This window comes from Streptomyces sp. NPDC057424, from assembly GCF_042803315.1.
Lineage (GTDB): Bacteria > Actinomycetota > Actinomycetes > Streptomycetales > Streptomycetaceae > Streptomyces.
The window spans coordinates 27,681-53,575 of sequence record NZ_JBHVCP010000051.1 but is presented as its reverse complement, the minus strand read 5'-3'; the positions used below and the strand labels follow the sequence as shown (position 1 = coordinate 53,575).

Genomic DNA, 25,895 nt, shown 5'->3' with positions numbered 1-25,895 from the left:
GGCCGGATCGACGATGTCGATCCGGCCTTTCGTGGTACTGCCGCCGGGTGGTCAGTCCGTGCCGGACTCCATCGCGGCGCGGTCCAGCCACGCGTCCTCCTCCGAGACCTCGCCCCGGGAGGCGATGGCCTGGGCGCCGCCCTGCGGCAGCTCCGGCATCGTGCCGATCAGCCCGGTCGCGGCGGCCTGGGAGGCGCCGATGGTGGGGCTGCCGGTGCCGATCAGACCCATGCCGGCGTACTGCTCCAGCTTGGCGCGGGAATCGGCGATGTCGAGGTTGCGCATGGTGAGCTGGCCGATCCGGTCCACCGGGCCGAACGCGGAGTCCTCGGTGCGCTCCATGGACAGCTTGTCCGGGTGGTAGCTGAACGCCGGGCCCGTGGTGTCGAGGACCGAGTAGTCCTCACCGCGCCGCAGCCGCAGCGTCACCTCGCCGGTGACGGCGGCGCCGACCCAGCGCTGCAGCGACTCTCGGATCATCAGCGCCTGCGGGTCCAGCCAGCGGCCCTCGTACATCAGCCGGCCGAGGCGACGGCCCTCGGTGTGGTACTGGGCGAGGGTGTCCTCGTTGTGGATCGCGTTGACCAGCCGCTCGTAGGCGGCGTGCAGCAGGGCCATGCCCGGGGCCTCGTAGATGCCGCGGCTCTTGGCCTCGATGATCCGGTTCTCGATCTGGTCCGACATGCCCAGGCCGTGCCGGCCGCCGATGGCGTTGGCCTCCATGACCAGGTCGACGGCGGTGGGGAACTCCTTGCCGTTGATCGACACCGGGCGGCCCTCGGCGAAGCCGATCGTCACGTCCTCGGCGGCGATCTCGACCGTCGGGTCCCAGAACCGGACGCCCATGATCGGCTCGACGGTCTCGACGCCCGTGTCCAGGTGCTCCAGGGTCTTGGCCTCGTGCGTGGCGCCCCAGATGTTGGCGTCCGTGGAGTACGCCTTCTCCGTGCTGTCGCGGTAGGGCAGACCGTGGGCCAGCAGCCACTCCGACATTTCCTTGCGGCCGCCGAGCTCGGTCACGAAGGCCGCGTCCAGCCAGGGCTTGTAGATCCTGAGGTGCGGGTTGGCGAGCAGACCGTAGCGGTAGAACCGCTCGATGTCGTTGCCCTTGAAGGTCGAGCCGTCGCCCCAGATCTGGACGTCGTCCTCGAGCATCGCCCGGACCAGGAGCGTGCCGGTGACGGCACGGCCGAGCGGGGTGGTGTTGAAGTACGCGCGCCCGCCCGAACGGATGTGGAACGCGCCGCAGGTCAGTGCGGCCAGGCCCTCCTCGACCAGCGCGGCACGGCAGTCGACCAGACGCGCGATCTCGGCCCCGTACGTCTTGGCACGGCCGGGCACCGAGGCGATGTCGGGCTCGTCGTACTGGCCGATGTCGGCGGTGTAGGTGCAGGGGACGGCGCCCTTGTCGCGCATCCACGCGACCGCGACGGAGGTGTCGAGACCGCCCGAGAAGGCGATGCCGACGCGCTCGCCGGCGGGCAGGGAGGTGAGGACCTTGGACATAGAAAGAGTATGTATCACTTTGCATAGTCATGCAAGCCGGGTATGCGAAATCGCCGTTCCGGTTGCCCTCCGGTTCAGGAATCCGCCGCCTCGGAGCCGCTGCCGAGCGCGCCGAGGATCCGCTCGGCGGCCAGCGTCGGGGTGAGCTCGCCCGCCCGGACCCGCTGCTCCAGCGCGGGCGCCAGGGCCCGAACCGCCGGGTCGGCCTGCAGCCGGCCCAGGAGTTCGTCGCGGACCATGGTCCAGGTCCAGTCGACCTGCTGGTCGCGGCGCTTGGCGGTGAGGCGGCCGGTGGAGTCCAGCAGGGAGCGGTGCTGTTCGAGGCGCTCCCACACCGTGTCCAGGCCGGTCGACTCGCGGGCACTGCAGTGCAGCACCGGCGGGGTCCAGAACGCGTCCTTGCCGTGCATCAGCCGCAGTGCGCCCGACAGTTCCCGCGCGGCGGCACGGGCATCGCGCTCGTGCGGTCCGTCCGCCTTGTTGACGGCGATCACGTCGGCCAGCTCCAGGACGCCCTTCTTGATGCCCTGGAGCTGGTCGCCCGTGCGGGCCAGGGTGAGCAGCAGAAAGGAGTCGACCATGTTCGCGACGGCCGTCTCGGACTGGCCGACGCCGACCGTCTCCACCAGGATCACGTCGTAGCCGGCCGCCTCCATCACCACGATCGACTCGCGGGTGGCCTTCGCGACCCCGCCCAGGGTGCCCGCGGTGGGGGAGGGGCGCACGAACGCAGCCGGGTCCACCGCCAGGCGCTCCATCCGGGTCTTGTCACCCAGGATCGAACCGCCCGTACGGCTGGAGGACGGGTCGACGGCCAGCACCGCCACCCGGTGCCCGAGTGAGGTCAGCAGCGTGCCGAACGCGTCGATGAACGTCGACTTGCCCACGCCGGGCACTCCGCTGACGCCGATCCGCCGGGCCCGGCCGCTGTGCGGCAGCAACGCGGTCAGCAGCTCCTGGGCCGGCGCCCGGTGCTGCGGCCGGGTCGACTCGACGAGCGTGATGGCGCGCGCGATGATCGCCCGTTTCCCGTCGAGCACGCCCTTCACATACGCGTCGACATCGATCACAGCTCGTGCCCGAGGCCGTCCGACAGTCGCTTGACCAGGTCGTACGCCGCGTCCGGGATCACCGTCCCGGGCGGGAAGACGGCCGCCGCGCCCATCTGAAGCAGCGTCGGCACGTCCTGCGGCGGGATCACCCCGCCGACCACGACCATGATGTCCTCGCGCCCCTCCTCGGCCAGCGCCTCGCGCAGCGCCGGGACGAGGGTGAGGTGGCCGGCCGCCAGCGAGGAGACGCCGACGATGTGCACGTCCGCCTCGACGGCCTGCCGGGCCACCTCGGCGGGCGTCTGGAACAGTGGGCCGACGTCCACGTCGAAGCCGAGGTCGGCGAAGGCGGTGGCGATCACCTTCTGGCCGCGGTCGTGGCCGTCCTGGCCCATCTTCGCGACCAGGATGCGCGGGCGGCGGCCCTCGGCCTCGTCGAAGGCGTCCACCAGCGCGCGGGTGCGGTCCACGGACGGGGACTCGCCTGCTTCGTTGCGGTACACACCGGAGATCGTACGGATCTGGCTCGAGTGCCGGCCGTACACCTTCTCCAGGGCGTCGGAGATCTCACCCACGGTGGCCTTCGCGCGGGCCGCGTGCACCGCCAGCTCCAGCAGGTTGCCCTCGCCGCCGGCGGCCCGGGTCAGCGCGTCCAGCGCGTCCTGGCAGGCCCGCTCGTCCCGCTCCGCGCGCAGCCGCCGCAGCTTCTCGATCTGCTGCGTCCGCACCGACGAGTTGTCGACCTTCAGGACGTCGATCTGCTCGTCGGTCTCCACCCGGTACTTGTTGACGCCGATGACCGGCTGACGGCCCGAGTCGATCCGGGCCTGCGTGCGGGCCGCGGCCTCTTCGATGCGCAGCTTGGGGATACCCGCGTCGATGGCCTTGGCCATGCCGCCCGCGGCCTCGACCTCCTCGATGTGCTGCCAGGCCCGCCGGGCCAGGTCGTACGTCAGCTTCTCCACGTACGCGCTGCCGCCCCACGGGTCGATCACGCGGGTCGTGCCGGACTCCTGCTGGAGCAGCAGCTGCGTGTTGCGGGCGATGCGCGCCGAGAAGTCGGTGGGCAGCGCGAGCGCCTCGTCGAGGGCGTTGGTGTGCAGCGACTGCGTGTGCCCCTGCGTCGCCGCCATGGCCTCCACGCAGGTGCGCGTCACGTTGTTGAACACGTCCTGCGCGGTCAGCGACCAGCCCGAGGTCTGCGAATGGGTGCGCAGGGACAGGGACTTGGCGTTCTGCGGGTCGAACTGCCTCACCAGCTTCGCCCACAGCAGGCGCGCCGCCCGCAGCTTGGCGACCTCCATGAAGAAGTTCATGCCGATCGCCCAGAAGAACGACAGCCGCGGTGCGAACGCGTCCACGTCCAGGCCCGCTTCACGGCCCGCCCGGATGTACTCCACGCCGTCCGCGAGCGTGTACGCCAGTTCCAGGTCGGCTGTCGCACCCGCCTCCTGGATGTGGTAGCCCGAGATGGAGATGGAGTTGTAGCGGGGCATCCGCTGCGAGGTGAAGGCGAAGATGTCGGAGATGATCCGCATCGACGGCTTCGGCGGATAGATGTAGGTGTTGCGGACCATGAACTCCTTGAGGATGTCGTTCTGGATGGTCCCGGCCAGCTTCTCGGGCGGCACGCCCTGTTCCTCGGCGGCGACGATGTACAGCGCCAGCACCGGCAGCACGGCACCGTTCATCGTCATCGACACGGTCATCCTGTCCAGCGGGATGCCGTCGAACAACTGCCGCATGTCGTAGATCGAGTCGATCGCCACGCCCGCCATGCCGACGTCGCCGGTCACGCGCGGGTGGTCGCTGTCGTAGCCGCGGTGCGTGGGCAGGTCGAAGGCGACCGACAGACCCTTCTGGCCGGCCGCGAGGTTGCGCCGGTAGAAGGCGTTGGACTCCTCGGCCGTCGAGAAGCCGGCGTACTGGCGGATGGTCCAGGGCTGGTTGACGTACATCGTCGGGTACGGGCCGCGCAGATACGGCGCCGCGCCCGGGTAGGTGTCCAGGAAGTCCAGGCCTTCCAGGTCACGGCCGGTGTAGAGCGGCTTGACGGCGATGCCCTCCGGGGTCTCCCAGAGCAGGTCGTCTCCGCCGGACGCGTTCTTGACCGCCGTACGCCACTCGTCGGCGCCGCCGTCGGGGGCAGGGGTGCCCAGCTCGATCCCGGAGAAGTCGGGAACCGGCGGGCCGGAAGGGGCGGACATCAGGACACTCCCATGCGGTCGAGGGTCGCGGACAGCACGGCCACGGCGTCGCAGCCCGCGAAGACGTACGCGTCGACACCCGGGTACTCCCCGGGACGGCCCGCGAGGAACACCTGCCGTGCACCGGCGGCCTTCAGGGTCCGGACGGTGGCCTCGGCCTGCTCCGCGTACAGCGCGTCGCTGGAGCACAGCACGGCCTCCGTCGCGCCGCTCTCCTCGAAGGTGCCCTCCGTGACCGGCTCGATGCCGCCGGCCTGGAAGAGGTTCGAGGCGAAGGTGAGACGGGCGGTGTGCGCGGCGGCCGGGCCGAGTGCGGCGAGGTAGATCCGGGGCCGGGAGCCGGTCGCGGCGAGATGGGCGTCGGAGCGGGCGCGCAGCGCCTCGTACGCCTCGTCACGGCGGACACGCGGCAGCCCGCCGGAGCGCGGCCGGGGTGCGTCGGCGCGGACGACCGGCTTCTCCGCGAGGAACGGGAACTCGCTGACACCGGTGACGGGTTCGCGCCGCTTGGCCAGCCTGGCCGTGCGGGCCTGCCAGGTCGCGGCGAGGTCCCGCTCGACGTCTCCCGACCGCAGGGCGGCGGCCATGCCGCCGAGCCGCTCGATCCGCTGGAAGAACTCCCAGCCCGCGTGGGCGAGTTCGTCGGTGAGCCGCTCCACGTACCAGGAGCCGCCCGCCGGGTCGATGACCCGGGACAGGTGCGACTCCTCGATGAGGATCGTGGAGGTGTTGCGGGCGATCCGGCGCGCGAACGCGTCCGGCAGGCCGAGGGCATGGTCGAAGGGCAGCACGGTGACCGCGTCGGCCCCGCCCGCGCCGGCGGCCAGCGTGGCGATCGTCGACCGCAGCATGTTCACCCACGGGTCGCGGCGGGTCATCATCACCGGCGAGGTGACGACGTGCTGGAGTTGCGCCCCCGCGCGCGGCGCCCCGCAGACCTCGGCCACCCGGGCCCACAGCCGGCGCGCGGCCCGCAGCTTGGCGATCGTGAGGAACTGGTCGGCGGTCGCCGCGTACCGGAACTCCATTTGCGCACAGGCCTGTTCGACGTCCAGTCCGGCCCCGGTCAGCTCCCGCAGGTACGCCACCCCGGTGGCCAGCGAGCAGCCCAGCTCCTGGGCGGCCGAACCACCGGCCTCGTGGTACGGCAGCGCGTCCACGGTCAGTGCCCGCAGCCCCGGGTACTCCCCGGCGCACCGTCGCGCGAGCTCCGCCGCCGGCGCGGCATCGCACCGCTGTCCGGTGCGGGCCTCGTGTCCGAGCGGGTCCGCGCCGAGATTCCCGCGCGCCGCCTCCCGGGCGACCCCCCGCTCCTCGTGGATCCGCAGCAGCTCCCGCGCGGCGGGCTCGGCGTCGCGTCCCGCGTCGAGGACGACGGGTGCCAGATCGAGGTACACGCCGTCGAGGACCCGGCCGAGGTCCGGCACCGCGATGCCGCCTTCCCCCACCGTCAGCCAGAGGGAGGTGACGCCGTTCTCCAGGTCCCCGAGTACCGCGTCACGGTCGGCCACCGTGTGCCGTTGCCGTACGTCCCAGCCTCCGACCGTGCTTCCCTCGGCGCGGCCGCCGCGCACAAAGGGGGCGAAACCGGGGAAACCCGGCTCGGGCGCGGAGTCGTGGGCGGTGTAGAGAGGGCGGGTGCGCAACCCGTCCTCCAGCGCGGTGGACAGGGCTTCCTCGGCCTCGGCCCCCTCGACGTCCTTGCCCGATTTGCGCAGTACACCCGCCACAAGGCGCTGCCACTGCTCATGGGGCACGTCAGGGAACTCGCCGGCCAGCTCAAGCCCGTCGTCAGGCAGGACCGTCATGCTCGGATGCTAGGTCACGGACACGAACGAGCAGCAGAGGGAGCGGCTGTGACCTTGCCCTCGCCCTGGCTGTGACCTCGCTCTCCCGCCCGTTCGGCCGGGATCGCCGCCCGGGCCGGCGGCGCGGAGCACATCACAACGACGGGTCGCGGGCAGTATGCGCGCTCCGTGCCGGGGTAGACGACCGACCGAAAGCCACTGAGCAACACGAACAACAACGAAAGAGTCCCATATGGTCATCCCGCTTATGAAGCAGGCGGAAGATGAGCCGGGCGCGGACGAGCAGGCCACGCTGCACTGCGGCACGGTCTGGGCTGAGAGCGCAGCCTGCGCTGTCGAGGCGCGCCGGGCCCTGCGCGCGTTCCTGGCGCACGTACCGTGCACCGGCCGCACACCCGTGCCGGCCCCGCTGGCGATCGATGCCGAACTGGTCGTCAGCGAACTGGTCACCAACGCGATCCGGCACGCTCCCGGCCCCTGCGGGATGATCCTGAGGCTGTCCGGCGACGGACTGGCCATCACCGTGTGGGACACCTCCTCCGAGAAGCCGGTGGTCAGAGAGCGCGACGGGCGGCGCTTCGGCGGCCACGGCATGCACGTGGTGCACACGGTCAGCAGCGAAGTCACCGTCGCGTCCCTCGGCACCGGCAAGCAGATCACCGCCCACCTGCGCCCGGCCCCGGACGAGAACACCGACGCCGTGCCCGGAGCCGGTCCCGCCGCCTGACAGCGCTCACCACCCGGTGAGCAGCAGATGGTTGAGGAGCAGGGCGAGCAGCGCCTGGGCGGTGAGCCAGGCGCGAGGGCGGGTGAGGAACGCGCATGCCGGGAGCAGCCACAGGGCGAAGGGGAGCCAGATGCGTTCCGTCTCCGCCTTGCTCATGCCGGACAGGTCGGCGACCAGCAGGGCGAGGAGCGCCGCCGACACGAGGAACGCGAGGCGGACGCCGGCTCGGGGCGCGGCGCGCCGCCGCACCAGCAGGGCCCCTGCCCGCCGCAGTCCCGCCGCCGTCGCCAGTCCCGTGATGAGCACCGCGCAGGCCAGGTTGGCCCACACCCAGTAGCCGTACGGGCGGATGCCGCCCGCGCCCTGGCCGTAGCGCGTGACCAGCAGGTGGTAGGCCTCCCACCAGTCGAAGCCCGCGAGCGTGAACACCGTGGGGACCACGGCCAGCCCGGCGAGCAGCGGTGCCAGCAGGGCCGGGCGCTCCCGGATCCCCTGGTGGCCGAGCACCAGCACCGCCGCCGCGATCAGCGCGACGAGCGTGAGGCCGTACGACAGGTAGCAGGTCAGGCCGAACAGCAGCCCGGACGCTCCCGCCCACCCCAGGGACTTCCGGGTGACCGCCAGCGCCAGCAGCGCCACCGCCCACGCCGCCACCGCCGCGAAGTACGCGTCCGCCGAGGTGCCCATCCACACGGCCGCCGGGGCCAGGACCAGGAAGGGGGCCGCGCGGCGGGCGAGTGCCTCGCCGGCCAGGGCGCGGATCGTGACCAGCACGGCCACGCAGGCGGTCGCCCCGACGGTGATGCACCACATCCCGGCCCAGCCCCCGCCCCGCAGCCCGATCCGGTCGAGCAGCACGAAGGTGAGGGTTGCGGCGGGCGGGTGCCCGGCGATGTGGGCGGGCCAGTTGTCGGGGGAGTCGAGCAGGATGTGCTGGGTGAAGCCCTGCAACGCTGCCGGGATGTCGTGGAAGCGGTCGATGACCTGCAGGTACTCGTAGCGGGTGGTGAGCTTGCGGGCGATGCCCCGGTGCCAGCCGTCGACCAGGGCGAGGGAGAAGATCCACGCCATGGCCGTGCTCCAGGCGGCCGGGAGCAGGGCATGCCAGGGGAGACGGGCCGCCAGCGCGGGACCGTGGGCGACGGTGGCGACCGCGACCAGGACGGCTGCCGGAGTGCCGGGGCCCACGTGCGGCCCCCAGGACGCCAGCAGCGGGGGCCAGTCGACGAACAGCGTCCGGCTGGTGTCCTGGATGTGGCGGCCGACCGGTACGGACACCGCCACGAGCAGCGCGGCCACCCCGGCGGCGTACAGATCGCGGCGCAGACGGCCGGTGGGCTCGGACTCGCGGGTCCGTTCGGGGGAGGGCAGGGTGCGGATCACACCGGCACGCTAGGCCGCGCGGGCGGCCGCGGGCCGCCGACCGGGCCCGATGTCAGCGTTTCGTCATGGGTCGCGCACCCTGTCGCGGGGTGCTTGAGGCCTACCGTCGGCTCATGCGAGACGACCCACGCGATCCGCGGCTTCCCACGTCCCCCGGCTTCTGGCGCAGTCCCCTGCGCGGCCCCCGGTTCACCTCGGTGCTGGGCCTCGTCCTGCTCGTCGGCATCACGGTGCTGTTCGTGACGGGGCTGGTCTCGTACGCCGCCTACAACCCGGACCTGTCGCCGGTCAACGACAAGACCCCGGACAAGGGGATCCTCGGTTTCTACCTGTTCGCCTGGCCGACGAACCCGCACTGGCTGTACCGGCTGAACCAGGGCGTCCACGTCACCCTCGGCATCACCCTGATCCCCGTCCTGCTCGCCAAGCTGTGGTCCGTCGTGCCGAGGCTGTTCGCCCTGCCGCCGGCCCGCTCCCTCGCGCACGCCCTGGAGCGGATCTCGCTGCTGCTGCTGGTCGGCGGCGGGCTGTTCGAGTTCGTGACCGGCGTCCTCAACGTCCAGCTCGACTACGTCTTCCCGGGCTCGTTCTACCCCCTGCACTTCTACGGGGCCTGGGTGTTCTTCGCCGCCTTCGTGGCCCACGCGCTGCTGAAGGGGCCCACGGCACTGCGCAATCTGCGGAAGCTGCGGGAGGAGAGGAACGACCTGGTGTCCCCGCGTCCCGCCGAGCCGACCGTCTCCCGGCGCGGCGCCCTGTGGTTCGTCGGGGGCGGCTCGCTGCTGCTGTTCGCCACGACCGTGGGGCAGAACTTCGGCGGCCCGCTGCGCCGCACCGCACTCCTCGCCCCGCACGGCGGGGCGGAACCCGGCAGCGGCCCGAACGGCTTCCAGATCAACAAGACCGCCGCGTACGCCGGGATCGACGCGGCGGAAGCCTCCGAGGACGCCTGGCGGCTCGTCGTGACGGGGCGTTCGGGAACGGTCCGGCTCAGCCGCGCCCAGCTCGCCGGGCTTCCCCTGTACAGCGCGGCGTTGCCGATCGCCTGCGTGGAGGGGTGGTCCACGCCGGACCAGTGGTGGCGCGGGGTGAGGCTGCGCGACCTCGCGGCCCTCGTGGGGTACGAGGACGATCCACCGGACGTCTTCGTCGAGTCCCTCCAGCGACGCGGAGCCTTCCGCAAGGCCGCCCTGCGCGCCAACCAGGTGGCCGACCCGCGTTCCCTGCTCGCCCTGTACGTCAACGGCGAGGAGCTGTCCCCCGACCACGGCCACCCGGCGCGGATCATCGTGCCCGCGGCGCCCGGTGTGCTGAACACCAAGTGGGTGGCCCGGATGACGTTCGGAGACCTGTGATGCGAGGACGTTTCGCCCTCGGCAGCCCTCTGCAACTTCTGCTGCTGGCGTGCTCGTTCGCCCTCGCGGCCTACGCGGGGGTGCGCCTGCTCGCCGGCGACTGGCTCGGCGTGGCGCTGTGGGTCGTGGGCGCGGCACTGCTGCACGACCTCGTGCTGCTGCCGCTGTACGCGGCGGCGGACCGGGCGCTGGTACGGGGGCTCGGCGCGGTCCGCCGCCGGGAGTGGACGATGTACGCGCGCGTACCGGCCGCCCTCTCCGGGCTGCTGCTCCTCGTGTGGTTCCCGCTGATCAGCGGCATGGTGGAGGAGCGCTACCGGTCCGGCACCGGCCTGCCGCCGGAGGTGTTCCTCACGCGCTGGCTGCTGATCACCGCGGCCCTGTTCGGAGGTTCGGCGCTGCTGCTGGCGCTGCGGCTGCGCAGGGCGGCGAAGCGCCGTCCGCCGTCCGCCCACTGACCGGCCTGCTCCCAGTCCCGGGCGTACCCGAGCAGCGCCCGGGTGCCGAGCCGGGCCCAGGGGAAGGGGTCGCCGGTGGTGGCGTGGGCGTCGGTGATGCGGACACGCACCCGCTCGTCGACGTCCGTGGGGGCGGTCTCGGCGATCAGCAGACCACCGGGGCGCAGGAGCCCGGCGACCCGCTCCAGCAGGGCACGCGGGTCGCCGCCGATGCCGATGTTGCCGTCCATGAGCAGAACGGTGTCCCAGCGGCCCTCGCCGGGCAGCTGCTCGAAGACCGACCGCCGCAGCGCCTGGCCCCCGAGCCGGACGGTGTGCTCCACCGCGGCCTCGCTGACGTCGATCCCGAGGGTGGCCCGCCCACGGGCGGCGAGCTCCGCCACCAGCCGCCCCGGACCGCACCCCACGTCCAGCACGGCCCCCTCACAGCGGTCCAGTACGTCCCGGTCGACCGGGTCGGCCCGGGCGCACCAGCGCTCCACCTCCAGCGGCAGCAGCCAGCCGTCGGTACGCCGCAGGAACAGGGGGCCGCGGCCGGCGCGCAGGGCGGCGTCGTAGGGGTCGGCTGCGGCCCAGGCCAGGGCGGTGGCCGGCGGGGCGCTCACCGGGGGCCGACCGGGCGCGAGGCCGGTCCGGTGACAGGCTCCCCGGCCGCCGGGAACCGGGCCAGCCGCGCCGCGAAGCGCCCTCGCGGGGCGAGCGCGGCGACCGCGTGGGCGTCGGCGGCGGTGTCGACGTCCCGCAGCCGCGGCAGGTCGCGCACGCGCAGTCCCGCGGCGACCAGCCGCTCCCGCTGCACGGCACCCGTCTCCGGCGTCGACATGGGTACACCCCGCAACAGGGCCGGGTCCGGACATGCCAAGCCGAGGGCCCAGAAGCCACCGTCCTCCGCCGGGCCGAACCAGGCATCGCAGTCGGCGAAGTCCACGGTGAGCAGCTCCGGGGTCACCTGCGGGGTGTCCATGCCGATGAGCAGGGCCGGGCCGGCGCAGTGCGCGAAGGCCTCCGCCAGCCGCTCGTCCAGACCGCCCGCGCACTGCGCCACGACGTCGAAACCGGGCGGCAGCCAGGGGCCGGGGGCACCGTCGAGCACGAGGACACGCCGGGTGGCGGGCGTGGCGGCCACGGCGTGCAGCGTGTCCGCGAGGGCGGCTTCGGCCAGTCGGGCCGCCTGCCCGGGCGTGAACGGCGGCGTGAGCCGCGTCTTCACCCGGCCCGGTCGCGGCTCCTTGGCGATGACGAGGAGCGTGGTCAACGGAGGGTTCCTCCTTCGTGCGCGGGTGTTTCGGCCAGCACGCGGTTCATGTCCCGGACGGCCTGCCAGGTACCGCGCCATGTGCCCGTCACCTTCGAGGCCCCGGTGCGCGGCAGGTACGGCACGTCGTGCTCGGCGATCCGCCACCCCGCGTCGGCGGCCCGGACGACCATCTGGAGCGGATAGCCGCTGCGCCGGTCGCTGAGGCCGAGGTCGAGCAGCGGCTCCCGGCGGGCGGCACGCAGGGGGCCGAGGTCGTGCAGGCGCAGCCCGGTGCGACGGCGCAGCATCCGCGCGAGCGCGAGATTGCCGGCCCGGGCGTGCGGCGGCCAGGCGCCTCGTCCCTGCGGACGCCGCCGTCCGAGCACCAGGTCGGCGGTGCCGTCGCGCACCTCGCGCACGAAGGGGACCAGGAGCCCCGGGTCGAGGGAGGCGTCGCAGTCGCAGAAGCACACCACGTCGGCGGTGGCAGCGGTCAGCCCGGCGTGGCAGGCCGCGCCGAAGCCCCGTCGCGGCTCGTGCACCACGGTCGCGCCCCATGCGCGGGCGACTTGAGCCGAGCCATCAGTGGAACCGTTGTCGACGACGAGTGCGCGCCAGCCCGGCGGAATCCGTTCGAGCACCCAGGGAAGGGCCTCGGCCTCGTTCAGGCAGGGCAGCACCACGTCGACGTCCGAAGGTGTCGTCGTCACGGTCTCACCCTACGAACGCGAACCGGGCATACCGGGCTATCGCTCCTTACGAAACGCGGACGTCGGAGGCCGGAGTGGTGCCCGGGTCCCCGGCGGTGGCGGCGCGGTGCCAGGCTGGAGGCATGCAGCAGCCGTACGAGCCCCCAAGGACCGCGGACGGGCCTCCCAGGATCCTGGTCGTCGACGACGATCCGACCGTCGCCGAGGTCGTCGCCGGATACCTGGACCGCGCCGGTTACGCCGTCGACCGCGCCGACGACGGCCCGACCGCCCTCACCCGCGCCGCCGCGCGCCGGCCGGACCTGGTCGTGCTCGACCTGATGCTGCCCGGCATGGACGGTCTGGAGGTGTGCCGCCGGATCCGCGGCCACGGCCCCGTGCCCGTCATCATGCTCACCGCCCGGGGCGACGAGGACGACCGCATCCTGGGCCTGGAGGTCGGCGCCGACGACTACGTCACCAAGCCCTTCAGCCCCCGCGAGCTGGTGCTGCGCGTGGAGTCGGTGCTGCGCCGCAGCCGGCCGGCCGTCCCCGGGCACCGGCTGGGTGCGGCCGGTCTGACCGTCGACCCGGCAGCCCGCCGGGCCACCAAGAACGGCACCGAACTCGCCCTCACCCTCCGCGAGTTCGACCTGCTGTCCTTCTTCCTGCGGCACCCGGGGCGGGCCTTCGGACGCGAGGACCTGATGCGCGAGGTGTGGGGATGGGACTTCGGTGACCTGTCGACCGTCACGGTCCACGTCCGCCGCCTGCGCGGCAAGGTCGAGGACGACCCGGCCCGGCCCCGGCTGATCCAGACCGTGTGGGGCGTGGGCTACCGCTTCGAACCCACGGGAGAGGACGCCGGATCGTGAACGACACCCTCCTCATCGCCCTGTACGCCTTCGCGGGTGCCGCGGCCACCGGCCTGGCCGGAGCCGCCGCGCTGCGCCTGATCCGGCGCCGCTCGCTCACCGCCTCGATCGCCGTGGTCGCGACGGTCGGCGTCGTCGCGATGCTCGCGGGCACGCTCGCCGTCGCCTGGGCGATGTTCCTGTCGCCGCACGACCTGACCGTCGTCACGACCGTCGTCGCCATGGCTGCCGTCGTCTCCCTGGCCACCGCGCTGCTGCTGGGCCGCTGGGTCGTCGCCCGCAGCCGCGAACTCGCCGTGGCCGCACGCTCCTTCGGCGACGGCGGAAGTTTCTCCGCCCCCCTCGGCCCGACGACCGCCGAACTGGACCACCTGAGCCGCGAACTGGCCGCCACCAGCGCCAGACTCGCCGAATCCCGGGAGCGGGAACGCGCGTTGGAGACCTCCCGGCGTGAACTCGTCGCCTGGATCTCACACGACCTGCGCACCCCGCTGGCCGGTCTGCGCGCCATGTCGGAGGCCCTGGAGGACGGTGTCGCCGCCGACCCCGGCCGCTATCTGAGGCAGATCCGTACCGAGGTCGAGCGCCTCAACGACATGGTCGGCGACCTCTTCGAGCTCTCCCGCATCCACGCCGGCGCGCTCGCCCTCGCGCCCAGCCGGATCTCGCTGTACGACCTGGTCGGCGACGCGCTGGCGGGAGCCGACCCGCTCGCCCGGGAGCACGGGGTGCGGCTGGTGGGCGGCCGTATCGAGCCGGTGCCGGTGGAGGTGGACGGCAAGGAGATGAGCCGGGTGCTGGGCAACCTGCTGGTCAACGCCATCCGCCGGACCCCGGCCGACGGCACGGTCGCCGTCACCGCGGAACGCTCCACCGAGGGCGTGGTGCTGTCGGTGACGGACGGCTGCGGCGGCATCCCGGCCGAGGACCTGCCGCGCGTCTTCGACACCGGCTGGCGCGGCACGCACGCCCGGACGCCCCCGGCCGGCGCGGGTCTCGGCCTCGCCATCGTCCGGGGGATCGTGGAGGCGCACCAGGGCCGGGCCACCGTACGGAACATCCCCGGCGGCTGCCGTTTCGAGGTGGTGCTGCCCGCCGCCGCTTCGTAACACGGGCAGCACCACCGGTCTTTCGCGAGCGGCCCCCAGGGGGCGGGACAGCTCCTACGCGTCCCGCATCCCGGCTCGCGCGAACTCCGTCATGCCCTCCTGGAACCCGACTGCCGGCTTCCAGCCCAGCCCGTCCCGCAGCCGCGCGGAGTCAGCGGTGATGTGCCGGACGTCCCCGAGCCGGTACTCGCCGGTGACGACGGGCTCGGGCCCGCCGTACGCGGCGGCCAGCGCACGGGCCATCTCCCCGACGGTGTGCGGGTCGCCGCTGCCGGTGTTGTACGCCGTGAGCACACCCGGTGCGGCCGCCGCCTCCAGCGCCACCGCATTGGCCTCGGCCACGTCCCGTACGTGCACGAAGTCCCTGCGCTGCCGCCCGTCCTCGAACACCCGCGGGGCCTCGCCCCGGGCGAGCGCCGAGCGGAAGAAGGAGGCGACACCGGCGTAGGGGGTGTCGCGGGGCATGCCCGGCCCGTACACGTTGTGGTAGCGCAGCGACACCGCCGACCCCCCGGTGCAGCGGGCCCAGGCGGCGGACAGGTGCTCCTGGGCCAGCTTGGTCGTCGCGTACACGTTCCGTGGATCGGCCGGGGCGTCCTCGCCGACCAGATCGGGGACGAGATCCGCCCCGCACACCGGACACGGCGGCTCGAACCGGCCGGCGTCGAGGTCGGTGACGGCACGCGGCCCGGGCCGCACGACCCCGTGCCGGGGGCACCCGTACCGCCCCTCCCCGTAGACCACCATCGACCCGGCCAGCACGAGCCGCCGTACACCCGCCTCCGCCATGGCGGCGAGCAGCACGGCCGTCCCCAGGTCGTTGTGCGCGACGTAGTCCGCCGCGTCGGCGACCCCGTTGCCGAGCCCGACCATCGCGGCCTGGTGGCACACGGCGTCCACGCCGGCCAGGGCGTGGCCCACCGCCGCGGGATCCCGCACGTCGGACGCGGGATCCTTCCGCATGTCGAACACGATCGCCTCGTGCCCCCGCTCCCGCAGGGCGGCGACCACATGGGACCCGATGAACCCGGCACCGCCGGTGACCAGTACGCGCATACGGCCACGCTAGGCGCCCACCGGCGCCGCCCCACGGGAACGCGGCCGTACGTCATGACTCCGTAAGGCGGGCACGGGTGTGCCGAACCGCAACAAACCGGACCCGACGCGAGACGCTGCCCCCATGACAGCCCCCTCCGCACCTGACGCGGCCCCCCCGCTTCGACGACCTGACCGCCCTCTGCGCTCCCGCTGCCGGGCGTCGAGCGGGGCGAGGAGCGAGGTGGCGAGTGCGTCGCTGCGCTCGTCGGGCAGAGCACGCTCCGACCCCCGGCCTCGCTCGGCCGCACGGTGCGTATCCGCCGGTCGTACGGGTGGGGCTCGACGGCGACGAGACCGGTCGCGTTCGAGCACCCGCGGCAGCCGGCTCATGCAAGGAAGCCTCAGGTCTCACGGCGCGTGAAGTCGGTCTCCTTCGCCGTGATGATCCGCGCGCCCATGTTGCGTTCCATCATTTCCAGGGCCGCGGACGCCAGGTGGGGGTGGATGGAGGCGACGGCGTCCCTCGGCACCGTGACCTCCAGGTGGCGGATGTGCGCGTCCAGGGCGGAGTAGAGGACGCACTGCTCGGTCACCTGGCCGGTCAGGACCACGTGCCCGACGCCCAGGCTCCACAGGAGGTAGGACAGGGGCGTCTCGAAGAACACCGAGTGGCGCGCCTTCACCACGAAGAGCGACTGCTCGTCGGGCCGGATCGGCTCGATCAGGCGGGCGTGCCGCTGGGACAGGGCCGCGTCCAGCAGCTCTCCGTGGTGCGAGCGCCACCGCCCGAAGTTGTCGTTCACGTAGATCACGGGAGCGTCCGCCTCCCGGGCCCGGTCGAGCAGCTCCGTCAGCACGGGCACGACCGGCTCGACGGACGGCACGAGGAGCTCGGCGTCCTCGTGCTCGTAGGTGTTGATCATGTCGATCACGATCAGAGCCGACCGCGTCGGGTCTGCACCTCGTTCCATTCCCTCCACCGTCCCTCCGGTGCTGTCACGCGTGGGGTGCGGCGGGATGTCGTCGCGGAGGAAGTCGGAGCATCGAAATCTCCCGAGTGGAGCGTGTGGTGCGATTTCCGGGAATGCCCTGCTGAGTACCCGGGGGCGCGATGGGCCTAACAACCAGGTCGGGCGTCGTCGAGGGCCCGCGCTCCCGGGGGCTCGTCAGCATGCGGGTCCGGTCACCTCAGAGCTCCTGCGCCGGCCAGTCCAGCAGCCGTGCGCCGATCACCGCGGTCTGGAGCATGTACCGGTGGGCCGGATCGGCCGGGTTGGCGCCGGTGAGCTTGTGGATGCGCTCCAGCCGGTAGGTCAGCGCGCGCACGCTGAGGCTGAGGCGGCGGGCCGCCTCGGCCGCCACGCAGCCGGAGTCGAAGTACACGGTCAGGGTCTCCAGAAGCGGCAGGGCGCCACCGCGGGCCGAGGTGAGCGGGCCGAGGGCCTCGCGGACGAGCTCGGCCATGGCCAGACGGTCCCGGGTCAGGACGGGATAGACAAGCAGGTCGGCGGCTCGCAGCACCGGGTCCTCCAGCTCCAGGCGCTCGGCGAGCTCCAGGGCGTTGAGTGCCTCCTCGTAGGAGTGGACGACCCCGCCGGGGCCGGACTGCGGGCGGCCGATGGCCACCCGGCCGCCGTCGGTGGCGGCATGGGCCTGCTTCGCGAAGTGGGTGAGGACCTCGTCCTGGTGACCGGGGGCGACGCACAGCAGCCGGCCGTCCTTGGTGGTGAGCAGGATGCTGCGGTCGCCGAAGCGCGAGATGAGGGCGCGTTCCACCTGGCGCGGAACAGGATCGCCCTCCTCGTAGGCGGCCGGACCCTCGGCCACGGCGACGGCATGGGCGTGCGAGAGACGCAGACCGAAGCGCTCCGCGCGTTCCGCGAGGCGTCCGAGGTCGCTGCGGCCGTAGAGGAGGTCATCGATGAACTCGCGGCGTGCCGCCTCTTCCTGGCGCACGGCCTGGCGCTGCGCGCGCTCGAAGCCTTCGGCGAAGGCGTCGATGGCCTGCTGGACCGCGGCCAGGACGCCGTCGGCCGACGAGGGGTCGGCCGGCCAGGCCGCGCGGGTGGCGGTCAGGTGGGCGCTGATCAGGGTGCGCAGTCCGTGGCCGGCGTCGGCCGCCTGTTCCCCGAGGGTCCGGCGAGAGACGAGTTCCGCCCGCGTGAGGCGGCGGCCGGTGGCCGAGGCCTCGGCCAGGATCTGGGCATAGCCGTCCAGATACTGATCGGGAATCTCCCGCTCCACCACATCGCCCCCGCTTCTTGACGCGCCGCTGACGGTCTCTCAGCGGCTGACCGGCATACAGACCCTAGCCAATGCTGCCGGGAACCGGCAATGCGCGGGCGTGCACGGGCAGTGCAGCATGGGTTGCGGGGAGCACTACGGGGAGTTCCGGTGCCGGACACCGGCAGGTGTCCGGCACCAGGACCCTGAGCGAGCGGTGCGACGCCGAGCGGGTGCACGGACGGTGCGGACGGAAGAGGGGGTACGGCATGCGGACGTTGCTGTCGGTCGCCACCGGCCCGCCCACGATCCTCCTGACCACCGCCGTCGTCGTCGCGATGTGCTTCTGGGGCCTCGTCGCCGTGGGCCTCACCTCGGCCGGAAGCTTCGATGCGGACGCGGACCTCGGCGCCTGGGGCCTGGGGGGCGTCCCCGTGGCGGTCGCCGTCTCCCTGCTGGCGGTCGCGGCCTGGTTGCTGAGCGTCGGGGGCATCCTCCTGCTGACCGTGTACGCGCCACCGTCACCCGCCACCGGGCTGCTGCGCATGGCCCTGCCGGCCGCCGCGCTGCTCGCCGCATGGCGACTGACCCGCCTGTTCGTACGCCCTCTGCACCGCCTCTGCCCCGATGAACCCGGGCCGCCCGATCGCGGCGGGGCACGTGACCACCTGGACCACGCCGTCTGAGCGGTGGAGTCATCGGCCCTCGCCGGCCCTCCTCTTCACGCGTCAACTTCTTCACGCCTCAAGGACGTATGCCATGAATGCCATCCTCCTGGGCGTCGGCGTGCTCGTCGCCGTCTCCCTGTTCACCCTCCTCGTCGTCTCCCGGCTGTTCCGCAAGGTGGAGCAGGGCAAGGCGCTGATCGTCTCCAAGCTGCGGAAGGTCGACGTGACCTTCACCGGGCAGGTCGTCCTGCCCGTGCTGCACAAGGCCGAGGTGATGGACATCTCGGTGAAGGCCATCGAGATCACGCGCACCGGCAAGGACGGCCTGATCTGCCGCGACAACATCCGCGCCGACATCCGGATCACGTTCTTCGTGAAGGTCAACAAGACCGTCCAGGACGTCATCAAGGTCGCGCAGGCCGTCGGCACCACACGGGCGAGCGACCGGGACACGCTGCAGGAGCTGTTCCACGCGAAGTTCTCCGAGGCGCTGAAGACCGTGGGCAAGCAACTGGACTTCACCGACCTGTACACCAAGCGCGAGGAGCTGCGGTACCGGATCATCGAGGTCATCGGCGTCGACCTCAACGGCTATCACCTGGAGGACGCGGCGATCGACTACCTGGAGCAGACGCCGGTCTCCCAGCTCGACCCGGCCAACGTCCTCGACGCCCAGGGCATCCGCAAGATCACCGAGTTGACGGCCGTGGAGCACGTGCGCACCAACGAGGCGCAGCGCACGGAGGAGAAGGAGATCACAAAGCAGAACGTCGACGCCCGCGAGGCCATCCTGGAACTGGAACGCCGGCAGACGGACGCGGAGATCAAGCAGCAGCGGGAGATCGCGACCGTACGGGCCCGGGAAGAGGCCGAGACGGCGCGGGTGGTGGAGGAGGAGAGGCTGCGGGCACAGGCGGCCTTCCTGGCCACCGAGGAGAAGCTCGGCGTGCAGCGCGAGAACCAGGCCCGTGAGATCGCCGTCGCCGCGAAGAACCGTGAGCGGGTCATCGCCGTCGAGAGCGAGCGCATCGAGAAGGACCGGCTCCTCGAAGTCATCGCACGGGAACGGGAGACGCAGCTGACCCGGATCTCCGCAGAGAAGGAGGTCGAGGCGGAGAAGCGGGACATCGCCGAGGTCATCCGCGAGCGGGTCGCCGTGGACCGCACGGTCGCCGAGCAGGAGGAGTCCATCAAGAAGCTGCGGGCCGTGGAGGAGGCGGAGCGGCAGCGGCAGGCCGTGATCATCGCGGCCGAGGCGGAGGCGCAGGAGAAGCTGGTCAAGGACATCAAGGCGGCGGAGGCCGCCGAGCAAGCCGCCACACACCGCGCCTCCGAGGAACTGACGCTGGCCGAGGCGCGGCTGAAGACGGCCGACCTCGACGCGCAGGCCAAGCTCCGGCTCGCCGAGGGCATCCAGGCCGAGGCCGCCGCGGAGGGGCTCGCCGCCGTCCAGGTCCGCGACAAGGAGGCGGACGTCATCGAGAAGGCCGGCCGTGCGGAGGCCGCCGCCACCGAGGCCCGGCTGCGGGCCGAAGCGGAAGGCGCACAGGCCCGGGCGCTCGCGGAGGCGGCGGCCATCGGCGAGAAGCTCAAGGCCGAGGCGGAGGGCCTGACCCAGAAGGCCTCCGCCATGGCCGCGCTCGACGACGCCTCCCGCGGCCACGAGGAGTACCGGCTGCGCGTCGAGGCGGACAAGGAGATCCGCCTCGCCGGGCTCGACGTCCAGCGGCAGGTCGCCGAGGCACAGGCGACGGTGCTCGCCACCGGGCTGGAGAGCGCCGACATCAACATCGTCGGCGGCGAGTCGGTCTTCTTCGACCGGCTGATGTCCTCCATCGCGCTCGGCAAGGGCGTCGACGGTTTCGTCCAGCACTCCGCGACCGCGCAGGCGCTGGCCGGGCCCTGGCTGGACGGAACCTCCAGCTTCACCGACGACCTGAGCCGCATGCTCGGCTCGCTCTCCACGGCCGACGTGCAGAACCTGACCGTCTCGGCCCTGCTGATGAAGCTGATGAAGACCGGCGGGGCCGACTCGGGGCAGCTCCAGCAGCTGCTCGACCGGGCCGGCGAGCTGGGCCTGGCGGACAAGCCGCTCACCGCCCTCAACGGCAGTGCCGCCCACGCCTGACCCGCCCCCCCTCGCTCCGGAGCCGCCGCACAGGGGACGGCGGCTCCGGACCGCGCTCACCGACTTCCTGAGAGGCATGCCATGACGATCGGCCCGGACACCGGCACGTACGAGGTGCTGCGCGACCGCCTCACCGCGCAGACCGCCGAACTCGCCCGCCGCACCGAGGCGCTCAACGCCCGCCGCGCCACGGAGTTCGGCTCGACACGGGTGGAACTCGCCGGCACCGAACGCCTGCTCACCGAGCGCGCCGCGAAGCCCCGGGACGTCGTCGCCGTGGGCGCGGCGCTGCTCTTCGGCAGCACCGCGTTCCCGGGCCGCGAGGCCGGCACGAGCGTGGGCGACGTCCTGGCCCTGTACGACCGCGACCTGAATAGGCTGCCCGACGACGCCGTGCCCGGTCTGCTGGACGACCCGGCCTTCCTCCGGGAGTTCGCGGCCGTGCACCGCTACTTCCGCCAGGCCCGGCTCCTCCGGCTCCGGCGCATCGAGGGCAAGTTGCTCGCCGTCTTCCAGACCGGCGAGAAGGCGGACGACACGAGGGTGCTGCGCTGGGCCCTGTCCGACGACGGGCAGGTCACGTTCCTCGACGCGCGGGGCGATCGCGACCACGTCCTCCCACCGTCCCACGACGTCGTGTGGACGCACAGCACCCGCGAGGACCACGTCCTCGGCCGGCACCCGCACGTCCGCGTCGGAGACGAGGTGTTCGTCTCCACGGTCGGCGGCGCCCTCACCGTCAAGGTCGACGACGACACCGAGTCGGCGGAGGGCGTCCACACCGAGCCCGTCGACGAGCCGCTGCAGTCCCTCGCCGACGCGGACATCGCGTACGCCCGCGTGGGCCCCCTCGTCCTGCTGCGTGTCCGTCCCTACAAGGAGGACACCGACCGCCACCTGGTCTTCAACACCCTGACCCGGACCGTCGTCCGCCTCGACGGCATCGGCCGGGCGTGCCGCCGGCTGCCCGAGGACCAGGGCATCGTCTTCCCCGGCGGCTACTGCCTGGCCACAGGAGCCCACAAGACGTACGAACTCGACACGACGGGCCTGGAGTTCGAGCGGGAGATCCGCTCACCGAACGGCGAGGACGTCCTCTACGCCTTCCACGCACACGGGCAGGGCCGCAGCCTGCTGCTGCCGTACAACACGATCCGCAAGGAGGCCGCCACCCCGCTGTCCTGCCGCGGCTGGGCGCTCTTCGACGACGGCGCCCTCGTGACCCTGCGCTTCGGCACCGACGAACCGCAGCGCGTCCACCCCGTCCACCTGTGGAGCTCCCCGTACGTCTCCGACACCCACGCCGCCGCCCGGCGCACCGGAACCGGCCCCCTGGCCCGCGTCGGAAACGCCGACCTCGTGCGTGGCATCGCGGACTGCCTCTCCCTCACCGACGCCGTCGCGGGGACGACTCCCACGAGCGAGATGTACGAGGCGCTGGTGGCCGCCTGTGTCCGGGCGGCGGACACCCACCACTGGCTCGCCGATCCCGAACTGGGCGACCTGCACACCCCGCTGGCTCAGGTGCGCGACACGGCGGAGCAGGTCCTGGCCGAGTTCCGGAACGTCCAGAGCCTCACACGGCAGGCCGCCGACGCACTCGCCGAGGCCGCCGCGCGGATCACCGAGGCCGTACGACGGCTGCGGGGCGAGGCCCCGCGCAGCGCTGCCGACTGGGTGACAGGCCTGACCGAACTGCGCCACGCGCAGGGCCATCTGCTCGCCCTCAAGGACACGCGGTACGCGGACACGGCCCGCATCGACCACCTCGCCGCCGAGGCCGAGTCGCACCTCACCGACTTCGGGCAACGGGCCGTCACCCACCTCGCCCGCGAGGACGCCTTCGCCGGCCACCACGCTGACGTCGAGCGGCTCGTGGCCGACGCCGGGGCGATCGCCACCGTGGCCGATGCCGCGCCCGTCGCCGCCCGCCTGGACGAACTCACCGACGGGCTGCGCACGGTGACGGAGCTCGTCGCCGGCCTCGACATCGCCGACACCACCGTCCGCACCGCGATCCTGGAGCGCGTCGCCGAGGTCCTCGGCGGCGTCAACCGCGCCCGCGCCGCTCTCGGCACCCGGCGCCGCGAACTCCTCGACCACGAGGGACGAGCCGAGTTCGCCGCCGAGTTCGCCCTGCTCGGCCAGTCCGTCACCGGTGCCCTCGCCGCCGCGGACAGCCCCGGGGCATGCGACGAGCAACTCGCCCGCCTGCTCGTGCAGGTGGAGAACCTGGAGTCCCGGTTCGCCGAGTCCGACGACGCCCTCGGCCTCCTCGCCGACAAGCGCGACGAGGTACACGAGGCGTTCTCCGCCCGCAAGCAGACCCTCGCCGACGCCCGCGCCCGCCGCGCCGAGCGCCTGGTGGACTCCGCGACGCGCGTCCTGCGCACCGTCGCCCGCCGGGCCGTCGACCAGAGGGACTCGGACGCCGTCGCCACGTACTTCACCTCCGACCCGATGCCCGCCAAGGTGCGCCGCATCGCCGACGAGCTGCGCGAACTCGGCGACCATGTCAGGGCGGAGGAACTGGACGGCCACCTCAAGGACGCCCGCCAGGAGGCGCTGCGCGCCCTGCGCGACCGCACCGACCTGTACGCCGACGACGGCCGCACGATCCGTCTCGGCACCCACCGCTTCGCCGTCAGCACCCAGCCGCTCGACCTCACCCTCGTCCCGCACGGCGACGGCCTGGCCCTCGCCCTGACCGGAACCGACTACCGCTCCCCGGTCACCGACCCCGACTTCACCGCCACCCGCCCGTACTGGGACCGTCCCCTGCCCTCGGAGTCGCCCGGGACCTACCGCGCCGAGTACCTCGCCGTCCGCCTGCTGGACGAGCACGGCCCCCAGGCCCTGGCGGAGGCGGATCTGCCCGCCCTCGTACGGCAGGCCGCCGAGACGGCGTACGACGAGGGCTACGAGCGGGGCGTGCACGACCACGACGCGACGGCGATCCTCACCGCTCTGCTGCGTCTGCACGAGGGCGCCGGCCCGCTGCGCCACGAGCCGGCCGCGCGAGCCGCCGCCCAGCTGTTCTGGGCGCACGGCACGACCGCCGAGGAGCGGCGGAGCTGGACCCGTCGCGCGGTGTCCCTCGCCCGGGCCCGCGACACCTTCGGTCCGGCGCCCGCGCTCGCCGACTTCCAGCGGGAGCTTGCGGCCGCCGCGGGCGGCCCGGCCGCCGCCGCGTACCTCTTCGAAGAACTGACCGGCGCCCCGGACGGCTTCGTCATCAGCGCCGGTACCCGCACCCTGCTGGACAAGTTCCGCCACACGGTGGACACGCCGGCGTACGACGACGACCTCGCCGCCCTCACCGACCCGGCCGCCCGCGAGCAACTCGTCGAGGCGTGGCTGACGGCGTACACCACCGCCACCGGCTCCGTCCTCACCCCCGGCGACCTGGCCGAGGCGGTGGCGGCCGAACTCTGCCCCGGCCTGCCCCGCTACGAGTCCGACGCACCGCTCACGGAAACCGTCACGGGCCTCCTCGGCGTCCACCCCCGCGTCACCGGCGGCGCCCTCACGGTCCGGGTCGACGAACTCCTCGCCCGGGCCCGGCGATTCGGCGCCCACGACGTACCCGGCCACCGCGCCTACCAGCGCCGCCGCACCGCGCTGGTGGACGCCGGACGCGCCCGCCTCCGCCTGCACGACCACCAGCCCCGCGTGATGTCCGCGTTCGTACGCAGCAGGCTCATCGACGAGGTGTACCTCCCGCTCGTCGGCGACAGCCTCGCCAAACAGCTCGGCACCACCGGTGAGTCCAAACGCACCGACACCGGCGGCCTGCTCCTGCTCATCTCCCCGCCCGGCTACGGCAAGACGACACTCATGGAGTACGTCGCGGACCGGCTCGGCATGCTCCTCGTGCGGGTCGACGGCCCGGCACTCGGCCACGCGGTCACCTCGCTCGACCCCGCCGATGCACCGAACGCCACCGCCCGCCGGGAGGTCGAGAAGATCAACTTCGCGTTGCAGGCCGGCAACAACACCCTCCTCTACCTGGACGACATCCAGCACACCTCGCCGGAACTGCTGCAGAGGTTCATCCCGCTGTGCGACGCGACCCGCCGAGTCGAGGGGGTGCGGGACGGCGAGCCGCGCACCTACGACCTGCGCGGCAAACGGTTCGCCGTCTGCATGGCGGGCAACCCCTACACCGAGTCCGGCAGCCGCTTCCAGGTGCCCGACATGCTCGCCAACCGTGCCGACGTGTGGAACCTGGGCGACGTCCTGACCGGCAAGGACGACGCCTTCGCGCTCAGCTTCATCGAGAACGCCCTGACCGCCCACCCCGTCCTCGCGCCGCTCGCCGGACGGGACCGCGCCGACCTCGACCTGCTGATCCGCCTCGCTCAGGGCGACCCCGCAGCTCGCGCGGACCGTCTGAGTCACCCCTGCGGCCCTCTGGAGCTGGAGCGGATCCTGGCGGTACTGCGTCATCTGCTCACCGTCCGGGAGACGGTCCTGGCCGTGAACGCGGCCTACATCGCCTCGGCGGCCCAGTCGGACACGACCCGCACGGAACCGCCCTTCCGGCTCCAGGGCTCCTACCGCAGCATGAACAAGATCGCCCAGCGCATCCAGCCCGTCATGAACGACAGCGAGCTGTCCGCGCTGATCGACGACCACTACACGGCGGAGGCCCAGACCCTCACCAGCGGCGCGGAGGCGAATCTGCTCAAGCTGGCCGAACTGCGGGGCACCCTCACGGCTGAGCAGGCGACCCGCTGGACCGAGGTGAAAGCGGCCTGCATCCGCACTCAGGCCCTCGGCGGGCCCGGGGACGACCAGCTCGCGCGTGCCGTCTCCGCGCTCGGCCTGCTGGCCGACCGGATCGTATCCGTCGAGTCGGCGATCACCCGGGCGACCCACCCGCGGAGCCCGATCGCCCCTTCCACGGCCCGGCACGCCGCACGGCCGGCGCCGGACGGAAGCGGGGACTGACGTGCGCCGCGTCCACCCACCGCGGGGACTGACGTGCGCCGCGTCCACCCCACCAGGCGCTCCCGGCCCCACGCCGGCCGGCACGATCACCCGTCGGCGGACCCCCACGGCGGCGGGTGCGCCGGGCGCGACGACTCGTGGCCGGCCTCGCTGCCCTGCCTTTCCTGCGTCCCCGCGCCAGGAATGCCCTCCGGCACCTCACTCGCGGACCCGGCCGACCGCCCGTACCCCTGACCGGCCCGCGCCGCCCCGGCCCGACCCGGATCACTTCGGTCCGGGGACGGACGGCCTTCTCGTGCGGCGGCGTGCGGCGGCGTGCCCTCCTCGTCCGCGACGGGCACCGCGCACGGCTCGGCGTCGTCACCGCCGCGGGAAGACGTGCCCTGTGCGCGGCTCTGGGGCAGCCGGGCAGGCGTGCCCGGGTGAGTCCGGCGGCCCGGAGCCCGCCTCGGGGACCGCGAGGGACGGCCTCTCGCCGG

At 73.0% G+C, this 25,895-nt stretch carries 18 protein-coding genes; 7 read left to right on the top strand and 11 right to left on the bottom strand.

The features are described from left to right. Positions 1-51: 51 nt before the first annotated feature. The 4 genes from argG to ACFU3E_RS30370 form a co-directional block, all read right to left on the bottom strand. Entirely contained in the window at positions 52-1,506 is a 1,455-nt protein-coding gene (gene argG / locus ACFU3E_RS30385; RefSeq protein WP_384165266.1) for an argininosuccinate synthase, read from the bottom strand. Between the two features lie 74 nt (positions 1,507-1,580). After that, complete coding sequence (gene meaB / locus ACFU3E_RS30380; RefSeq protein ID WP_384165263.1) at positions 1,581-2,576, bottom strand: methylmalonyl Co-A mutase-associated GTPase MeaB; 996 nt, start codon at positions 2,574-2,576, stop codon at positions 1,581-1,583. Beyond that, positions 2,573-4,765, bottom strand: a complete 2,193-nt coding sequence (gene scpA / locus ACFU3E_RS30375) for a methylmalonyl-CoA mutase (RefSeq protein WP_384165260.1) — start codon at positions 4,763-4,765, stop codon at positions 2,573-2,575. The genes meaB and scpA overlap by 4 nt, the downstream gene beginning before the upstream one ends. Next, the gene (locus tag ACFU3E_RS30370) at positions 4,765-6,573 is read right to left on the bottom strand and encodes a methylmalonyl-CoA mutase family protein (protein ID WP_384165257.1); all 1,809 of its coding nucleotides are present in this window, start codon (positions 6,571-6,573) and stop codon (positions 4,765-4,767) included. The genes scpA and ACFU3E_RS30370 overlap by 1 nt, the downstream gene beginning before the upstream one ends. A 232-nt stretch (positions 6,574-6,805) precedes the next feature. Between ACFU3E_RS30370 and ACFU3E_RS30365 the strand changes: the two genes are divergently transcribed. Then, positions 6,806-7,300, top strand: coding sequence for an ATP-binding protein (locus tag ACFU3E_RS30365; RefSeq protein ID WP_384165254.1), 495 nt, complete (start codon positions 6,806-6,808; stop codon positions 7,298-7,300). Positions 7,301-7,306: 6 nt separating this feature from the next. Here ACFU3E_RS30365 and ACFU3E_RS30360 read toward each other — a convergent pair whose 3' ends face one another. After that, a complete protein-coding gene (locus tag ACFU3E_RS30360; protein ID WP_384165269.1) occupies positions 7,307-8,680 on the bottom strand; it encodes a hypothetical protein in 1,374 nt (457 codons plus the stop codon). A 116-nt stretch (positions 8,681-8,796) separates the two neighbouring features. On the opposite strand from ACFU3E_RS30360, the gene ACFU3E_RS30355 reads away from it, so the two are divergent. Beyond that, positions 8,797-10,038 (top strand): molybdopterin-dependent oxidoreductase, encoded by a 1,242-nt coding sequence (locus ACFU3E_RS30355; protein ID WP_384165251.1) that lies wholly within the window; start codon positions 8,797-8,799, stop codon positions 10,036-10,038. 313 nt (positions 10,039-10,351) lie between these two features. On the opposite strand, the gene ACFU3E_RS30350 is transcribed toward ACFU3E_RS30355, so the two are convergent. From ACFU3E_RS30350 to ACFU3E_RS30340, 3 genes are read right to left on the bottom strand one after another with little or no spacing between them, the layout of a single operon-like run. After that, a complete protein-coding gene (locus tag ACFU3E_RS30350) occupies positions 10,352-11,101 on the bottom strand; it encodes a class I SAM-dependent methyltransferase (RefSeq protein WP_384165248.1) in 750 nt (249 codons plus the stop codon). After that, on the bottom strand, positions 11,098-11,751 hold the full coding sequence (locus ACFU3E_RS30345; RefSeq protein ID WP_384165245.1) for a DUF2064 domain-containing protein: 654 nt from the start codon (positions 11,749-11,751) through the stop codon (positions 11,098-11,100). Before ACFU3E_RS30345 ends, ACFU3E_RS30350 begins: the two co-directional genes overlap by 4 nt. After that, positions 11,748-12,443 carry a glycosyltransferase family 2 protein gene (locus ACFU3E_RS30340; RefSeq protein ID WP_384165242.1) on the bottom strand — a complete coding sequence of 232 codons (696 nt, stop codon included), beginning with the start codon at positions 12,441-12,443 and terminating at the stop codon, positions 11,748-11,750. The genes ACFU3E_RS30345 and ACFU3E_RS30340 overlap by 4 nt, the downstream gene beginning before the upstream one ends. Before the next feature lie 122 nt (positions 12,444-12,565). Between ACFU3E_RS30340 and ACFU3E_RS30335 the strand changes: the two genes are divergently transcribed. Together ACFU3E_RS30335 and ACFU3E_RS30330 are read left to right on the top strand one after the other, a co-directional pair. Next, positions 12,566-13,297: a response regulator transcription factor gene (locus ACFU3E_RS30335; protein ID WP_384165239.1), complete on the top strand. Its 732-nt coding sequence runs from the start codon at positions 12,566-12,568 to the stop codon at positions 13,295-13,297. Further along, positions 13,294-14,406, top strand: a complete 1,113-nt coding sequence (locus ACFU3E_RS30330) for a sensor histidine kinase (RefSeq protein WP_384165236.1) — start codon at positions 13,294-13,296, stop codon at positions 14,404-14,406. The genes ACFU3E_RS30335 and ACFU3E_RS30330 overlap by 4 nt, the downstream gene beginning before the upstream one ends. 54 nt (positions 14,407-14,460) lie before the next feature. Here ACFU3E_RS30330 and ACFU3E_RS30325 read toward each other — a convergent pair whose 3' ends face one another. From ACFU3E_RS30325 to ACFU3E_RS30315, 3 genes are all read right to left on the bottom strand, one after another. After that, complete coding sequence (locus tag ACFU3E_RS30325) at positions 14,461-15,462, bottom strand: NAD-dependent epimerase/dehydratase family protein (protein ID WP_384165233.1); 1,002 nt, start codon at positions 15,460-15,462, stop codon at positions 14,461-14,463. A gap of 383 nt (positions 15,463-15,845) precedes the next feature. Next, complete coding sequence (locus ACFU3E_RS30320; protein ID WP_384165230.1) at positions 15,846-16,415, bottom strand: cysteine hydrolase family protein; 570 nt, start codon at positions 16,413-16,415, stop codon at positions 15,846-15,848. Between the two features lie 217 nt (positions 16,416-16,632). Next, on the bottom strand, positions 16,633-17,691 hold the full coding sequence (locus ACFU3E_RS30315; protein ID WP_384165227.1) for a PucR family transcriptional regulator: 1,059 nt from the start codon (positions 17,689-17,691) through the stop codon (positions 16,633-16,635). Positions 17,692-17,936: 245 nt separating this feature from the next. On the opposite strand from ACFU3E_RS30315, the gene ACFU3E_RS30310 reads away from it, so the two are divergent. The 3 genes from ACFU3E_RS30310 (at position 17,937) to ACFU3E_RS30300 (ending at position 25,416) form a co-directional block, all read left to right on the top strand. Then, positions 17,937-18,353 (top strand): hypothetical protein, encoded by a 417-nt coding sequence (locus tag ACFU3E_RS30310; RefSeq protein ID WP_384165225.1) that lies wholly within the window; start codon positions 17,937-17,939, stop codon positions 18,351-18,353. A gap of 73 nt (positions 18,354-18,426) precedes the next feature. Further along, the gene (locus ACFU3E_RS30305) at positions 18,427-20,463 is read left to right on the top strand and encodes a flotillin family protein (RefSeq protein WP_384165222.1); all 2,037 of its coding nucleotides are present in this window, start codon (positions 18,427-18,429) and stop codon (positions 20,461-20,463) included. An 81-nt stretch (positions 20,464-20,544) separates the two neighbouring features. Then, on the top strand, positions 20,545-25,416 hold the full coding sequence (locus ACFU3E_RS30300; RefSeq protein WP_384165219.1) for a DNA repair ATPase: 4,872 nt from the start codon (positions 20,545-20,547) through the stop codon (positions 25,414-25,416). Positions 25,417-25,895: the final 479 nt, after the last annotated feature.

Bases quoted from the DNA above. Each gene is read 5' to 3' on its own strand.
- ACFU3E_RS30320 (WP_384165230.1), bottom strand. From the start codon at position 16,415: ATGGAACGAGGTGCAGACCCGACGCGGTCGGCTCTGATCGTGATCGAC.
- ACFU3E_RS30305 (WP_384165222.1), top strand. From the start codon at position 18,427: ATGAATGCCATCCTCCTGGGCGTCGGCGTGCTCGTCGCCGTCTCCCTG.
- scpA (WP_384165260.1), bottom strand. From the start codon at position 4,765: ATGTCCGCCCCTTCCGGCCCGCCGGTTCCCGACTTCTCCGGGATCGAG.
- argG (WP_384165266.1), bottom strand. From the start codon at position 1,506: ATGTCCAAGGTCCTCACCTCCCTGCCCGCCGGCGAGCGCGTCGGCATC.
- ACFU3E_RS30370 (WP_384165257.1), bottom strand. From the start codon at position 6,573: ATGACGGTCCTGCCTGACGACGGGCTTGAGCTGGCCGGCGAGTTCCCT.
- ACFU3E_RS30325 (WP_384165233.1), bottom strand. From the start codon at position 15,462: ATGCGCGTACTGGTCACCGGCGGTGCCGGGTTCATCGGGTCCCATGTG.
- ACFU3E_RS30365 (WP_384165254.1), top strand. From the start codon at position 6,806: ATGGTCATCCCGCTTATGAAGCAGGCGGAAGATGAGCCGGGCGCGGAC.
- ACFU3E_RS30300 (WP_384165219.1), top strand. From the start codon at position 20,545: ATGACGATCGGCCCGGACACCGGCACGTACGAGGTGCTGCGCGACCGC.
- ACFU3E_RS30355 (WP_384165251.1), top strand. From the start codon at position 8,797: ATGCGAGACGACCCACGCGATCCGCGGCTTCCCACGTCCCCCGGCTTC.
- ACFU3E_RS30310 (WP_384165225.1), top strand. From the start codon at position 17,937: ATGCGGACGTTGCTGTCGGTCGCCACCGGCCCGCCCACGATCCTCCTG.
- ACFU3E_RS30335 (WP_384165239.1), top strand. From the start codon at position 12,566: ATGCAGCAGCCGTACGAGCCCCCAAGGACCGCGGACGGGCCTCCCAGG.